We start from the raw sequence: 4,992 nt of genomic DNA, 5'->3' as shown, positions 1-4,992 counted from the left end.
TGAAGGACGGCACCACGGCTTCCCAGATCGCCGCAATCGATCCGGGTCAATTGAATGATCAGATTCAGTTCCCCGGCATCGACACATCAGCAGTGCAGGAGGTCTTGCTGACGACTAGCGCTGGGCGGTGCTTCGTCATTGGCCCGGGCAGTTAGCCGTTCAAGCCCATTTTGGTCACCACCAGCAGGCCGCGGTGGTCGGATCGGCTATCGATGGTGCGGTCGCAGCGGTCGAACTCGGCCGGGGTAGCTTCGAAATCGCTTGCGCCAAAATGCTTGCCGACCGGGCTGCTCAGCTGGTGACGGCGGCCGCCTATCAGACGCACGGCGCTATCGGTATGACGAAGGAGTACCCGTTGCATTATCTGACCCGCCGACTCTGGGCCTGGCGAGACGAAGCCGGCGGACACCATCGCTGGGCGGACCGACTCGGCGTGGCCCTGGTCGCCTGCGGTCCCGACGCCTTGTACCCCGCCATCCAGTCCGGGTCGGAGGTGATTTAGTGAACCGACTGCAGCGCGACGACGGGGTCACGTTGGCCTTCCAGGTGCACAACCCGAAGGCGCCAGGCGTGCCGCTTCTGCTCACACACGGTTTCGGCGCGACCGCGGGTATGTGGGACCCTAATGTCGATGCCTTGAGCGTCGACCGGCCGGTCATCGTGTGGGACCAGCGCGGCCACGGCAGCAGCGACGCACCCGACGACATGAACCGCTACACCGAGCAGATCAGCGTCGCCGACATGGCGGCCATTCTCGACGCCGCGGGTGCCGATCGGGTTGTGCTCGGCGGAATGTCCTTGGGCGGCTACCTATCCCTGGCCTTCCACCTCGTCCATCCGCAGCGGGTGGACGCGTTGGTGCTGATCGACACCGGGCCGGGTTACCGCAATGACGAAGCCCGTGACAAGTGGAATGCGTGGGTAGAACGACGCGCTCAACAACTTGAGCGGGGCGAAATGCCGGCAGACATATCCGCGGAACTCGCACAGGCGGTGCATGCGCACCCCGAGGGGCTGCCCCGCGCCGCCCGCGGTGTGATGGCTCAAAAGGACGCTCGTGTGATCACATCGCTCGACAGCATCACGGTGCCCACGTTGGTGATCGTCGGCGCCGAGGACACCGACTTTCTGGCCGGGGCCAACTACATGCACCGTCACATCCCCAATTCCCGCAAGGTTGTCATCGACAACGCTGGGCATGCGGCGAATATGGACCAGCCCGAGGCGTTCAATGAGGCAGTGCGCGAACTACTGGAACAGCTGTGACCGCTCCGGATGTCACCGTCGAATCCACCGGCCACGTGGCTGTAGTGGAGATCCATCGGCCCCCCAACAACTTTTTTGACAGCGCCTTGATCAAGGGCATCGCCGACGCCTACGAGCGGCTGGACGACGACGTCGAATACCGGGCGATCGTGTTGTGCGCGGAGGGAAAACACTTCTGTGCCGGCGCCGACTTCTCCCGGCCCGCCGAAGATCGTGTGTCGCCCAATGAGCTTTACGCTCAGGCCATCCGGTTGTTCCGCACTAGCAAGCCGGTTGTCGCCGCGGTGCACGGCGCCGCGATCGGCGGCGGACTCGGGCTTGCCCTGAGCGCAGACTTCCGGGTGGCCGCGCCCTCCTCGAAATTTGCGGCCAACTTCAGCCGGCTCGGGTTTCATCCCGGCTTCGGGATAACCGCCACGTTGCCACGTATCGTTGGGCAGCAAAAAGCACTTGAGTGGATGCTCACCGGTGAGCGTTTTGGTGGCGAACTCGCCCACACAGCAGGGTTGGTCGATGAATTGGCCGCCGACGGTGGTGTGCGCCCGGCGGCGATTCGGTTCGCCGAACGAATCGCGGCCTCGGCTCCCTTGGCACTGACAAGCATCCGTGCCACCGCGCGCGCCGGACTCGCTGAGGCTGTCGCCGCGGCCACCGCCCGCGAGTTCGAAGAACAAACCCGACTACAAGCGACCGCCGACTTCCGCGAGGGCGTGGCAGCAGCGGCCCAGCGTCGCGCTCCGACGTTCACCGGTCGCTGAAGGGTGCCAGTGCCCAACTAACTCTGTGGAGCTGCCGGGAATCGAACCAGGTGCAAAAAATGCCTTGAGCTGGGAAAACCTCAGATTCAAGCACGCGAAACGACGCGAGACGACCCGAAATGACCTGCGGATACGCCGAAGGTGTTGATGGCATCAACACGTCATCAACACCAGGGCTTTGTTTCGTCTGCCCGCGTCGAGAACCATCTCATCTGATTTTTACGACCACCTTGCCCTTAGCACGCCCCTTCTCGACGTAGGCCAGAGCTTGGGTGGTCGATTGGAACGGAAAGACCCGGTCTACAACGGGACGAATAGCACCGGAGTCGATGAGCGAGCCGAGCTCGCGTAATTGGTCCCCGCTTGCCCTCATGAACAAGAACGAGTAGGTCACCCCACGGCGTTTAGCTTTCCGCCTGATCTTGAGGCTGAGAATCCGCATCGCTTGTATGAAGAACCAGTTGGCCCCGAACTCCTTGCCGAAATCGGGCTCGGGCGTGCCGGCCACCGAGATGACTTTTCCGCCGGGTTTGAGCACTCGGAGGGACTTTTCGAGAGTCTGACCGCCCTGGGTGTCAAGGACAACGTCGTAATCATGAACGACGGTTTCGAAGTCATTGCTCCTGTAGTCGATGACGACATCGGCTCCTAGGCGCTTCACCCACTCAACGTTCGCAGTGCTCGTGGTGGTCGCGACGGTGGCCCCGAGATGCTTTGCCAGTTGAATCGCGATCGTTCCAACACCCCCGGAACCGGCGTGGATGAGCACCTTCTGTCCGGGTCGCAGCTTCGCTTTTTCTATCAGCGCTTGCCATGCGGTCAGGCCTACCAGGGGTACCGAAGCTGCTTGTTCCATGTCCAGCCCCTGCGGCTTTTTCGCGACGTCGTTCTCACTAATTGCGATCAACTCCGCGAAGGCGCCTATCCGATCCTTGTCGGGCTTCGCGTAGACCTCGTCACCGGGTTTGAACCGCTGCACATTTCGCCCAGCCTTAACGACAACGCCAGCGAGATCGTTGCCCAGCACCAGCGGCAACTTGTACGGCAGCAGGGGCTTGAGCTCGCCACTTTTAATCTTGAGATCCAGGGGATTGACGCTGGCGGCGTGAATCTGGACCAAGACGTCACCGTCCCCCACTTGGGGATCGGGAAGTTCAACCGCTTCAACTCTGTTCGCTTTTCCATACCGACGGATAACGAATGCTTTCATCGTTTGCCTCCGCCGATCTCGGTTCTGGTTGATGGCGTGCGTGATGTCGCTCATGTGGTTCTCCTAGTAGTTACGAGTGATAAACGGCTGCCCGCAGTGTGGGCGGGGTGGAGGTGGTGGGTGAGAAACTCGACCTGGTCGCGTACCAGCGCTTGGAAGACCTCGCCGATGTAGAAATCGAAATGGCCGGCGTCGTAGCGTTTGATCTCGCCTCGGGGTGCGGTACGCGCATAGCGCAGCGTTTGGGTCGGTGGCGTGACGGTGTCGGTATTGCTGACGCAGAACAGGATGGGGAAGTTGATTTTCTTCGCCGCACGCCCGGGCCGGTAGGCCATGAGGGTCGGAGCCACCCGCGCTGCGACCTCGTTCCGGAAAGTCGTGTCAGCCGGCTGTAGCGCCTCGTAGCCCGGAAGAGCGTCCGAGGCGTTCATCAGGGCAATCGAACCGGGGGGCCCGGCGAGCGGAATCATCACAGGCGCCCGGCGTCCGGCTACGGAAGCGAAATCCTTTGCAACAGTGCGTAACACCTTGAGGGATGCAGCCGGGCCAAGTGCGAGTGCGGAGGCCAAACCGTCGGTGAATGGGCACTGGGCCACGGCCGCTTTCAGTTCGGGGTGGCGTGAGGCGACGGTGATGGCGTGGCCGCCGCCAAAGGAGCTGCCCCAGATGGCAATTCGTGCGCCATCGACGTCACCACGATTCTTCACCCAAGCGATGGCCGCGTCCCAGTCGGCGAGCTGTCGTTTGATCGACAGGAGCTGGCGGGGTTGGCCGCCGCTGTCGCCGAAGTGCCGGTAGGTGAAGGCCAAGGCGGCGATGCCGGCCCGGGCGAACCGTTCGGCGAAGGCGTGCAAACGCATTTCGCGGGTGGCGCCGAGGCCATGCCCGAGGATGACCACGGGCGGCGCGGGGACGCCAGCGGGCAGGTAAAGCCATGCGGCGCAAGTGTCCTCGCCGGAGGCGAATGAGACGTCGTGACGGGTTGGGGGTGCTGCAGCGGTCATGACCGGCTCACAGCGCCGTTGGTCGAGCCGTGCCCGCGGATCCGGCCCGCTTCGAGCGCTCGTGCGTACGTGTCCCCGTGGTAAAGAGGTAGCTCGCCGGTGGCCTCGGTGCTCGCAAGGTAGTCCAGCATCAGTTCCTGACCGTCTTTGGACTGATCGGTGCCGAGAAACTCGGTGCGTTCGACGTGCAAGCCTTCCGACAGCTCCATCGAGCCGCCGAAGTACACCGCCCTTTTGATCGCCGCGACCGCCTCTCTGGGCCGCAAGCCGAAGTACTCGGCAAGCTCGGTCGCCCGCGTAACGACGTCGTCAGGCGCCACGACCTCGTCGACGGCCCCATTGGCCAGCGCCTGCGCGGGCGTGAACGGCTTGCCCTCCAGGATCGCAACCAACGATCGGTGGGTACCGATGAGGCGGGTCAGCCGCTGGGTGCCACCACCGCCGGGATTAATTCCCAGGAGCACTTCGGGCTGGCCGATGAAGAACTCCCCGTCAGCCATGACCCTTAGATCGCATGCCCAGGCGAACTCCGCGCCCAGGCCGAGAGCCGAACCGTTCAGGGCGGCAACGAAGATGACACCGCTGGCGTTCATCCGCAAAAACGTCGCGTGCAGGCGGTCGAGTTGGACAGCGCCCCACAACGGAGTCCTGCGCACCACCGGCTCCAGGACACGGGCGCGATCTGCGCCCCTGGCCACGCGTGCGACGGCAGAGGCGCCGCGTCGGCCCAACGGAGGGACCGCAGCACCCTCCT

The 4,992-nt window shown here is 63.5% G+C and carries 6 protein-coding genes; 3 read left to right on the top strand and 3 right to left on the bottom strand.

Annotation, left to right across the window (positions count from 1 at the left end; all coding sequences use genetic code 11):
- Nucleotides 1–193 precede the first annotated feature (193 nt).
- From VKI00_RS05085 to VKI00_RS05075, 3 genes are read left to right on the top strand one after another with little or no spacing between them, the layout of a single operon-like run.
- Nucleotides 194–502 carry an acyl-CoA dehydrogenase family protein gene (locus VKI00_RS05085; protein WP_324435921.1) on the top strand — a complete coding sequence of 103 codons (309 nt, stop codon included), beginning with the start codon at nt 194–196 and terminating at the stop codon, nt 500–502.
- A complete protein-coding gene (locus tag VKI00_RS05080; RefSeq protein WP_324435920.1) occupies nt 502–1,266 on the top strand; it encodes an alpha/beta fold hydrolase in 765 nt (254 codons plus the stop codon). The genes VKI00_RS05085 and VKI00_RS05080 overlap by 1 nt, the downstream gene beginning before the upstream one ends.
- Complete coding sequence (locus VKI00_RS05075) at nt 1,263–2,024, top strand: enoyl-CoA hydratase/isomerase family protein (RefSeq protein WP_324435919.1); 762 nt, start codon at nt 1,263–1,265, stop codon at nt 2,022–2,024. The genes VKI00_RS05080 and VKI00_RS05075 overlap by 4 nt, the downstream gene beginning before the upstream one ends.
- Nucleotides 2,025–2,232: 208 nt before the next feature.
- On the opposite strand, the gene VKI00_RS05070 is transcribed toward VKI00_RS05075, so the two are convergent.
- The 3 genes from VKI00_RS05070 to VKI00_RS05060 all read right to left on the bottom strand — a co-directional run.
- On the bottom strand, nt 2,233–3,234 hold the full coding sequence (locus VKI00_RS05070) for an NADP-dependent oxidoreductase (RefSeq protein ID WP_324435922.1): 1,002 nt from the start codon (nt 3,232–3,234) through the stop codon (nt 2,233–2,235).
- 50 nt (nt 3,235–3,284) lie between these two features.
- Complete coding sequence (locus VKI00_RS05065) at nt 3,285–4,238, bottom strand: alpha/beta hydrolase (RefSeq protein ID WP_324435918.1); 954 nt, start codon at nt 4,236–4,238, stop codon at nt 3,285–3,287.
- A partial coding sequence (locus VKI00_RS05060; protein ID WP_324435917.1) for an enoyl-CoA hydratase/isomerase family protein occupies nt 4,235–4,992 on the bottom strand: 758 nt, incomplete at its 5' end. The genes VKI00_RS05060 and VKI00_RS05065, both read right to left, overlap by 4 nt.

The sequence above is a fragment of the Mycobacterium sp. genome (genome assembly GCF_035314665.1).
GTDB lineage: Bacteria > Actinomycetota > Actinomycetes > Mycobacteriales > Mycobacteriaceae > Mycobacterium.
The sequence above is the reverse complement of the archived record's forward strand: the minus strand, read 5'-3'. Positions and strand labels throughout refer to the sequence as shown.

What these genes read in the sequence shown, in the direction of transcription:
- VKI00_RS05070 (WP_324435922.1), bottom strand. Translation starts at nt 3,234, where the DNA reads ATGAAAGCATTCGTTATCCGTCGGTATGGAAAAGCGAACAGAGTTGAA.
- VKI00_RS05065 (WP_324435918.1), bottom strand. Translation starts at nt 4,238, where the DNA reads ATGACCGCTGCAGCACCCCCAACCCGTCACGACGTCTCATTCGCCTCC.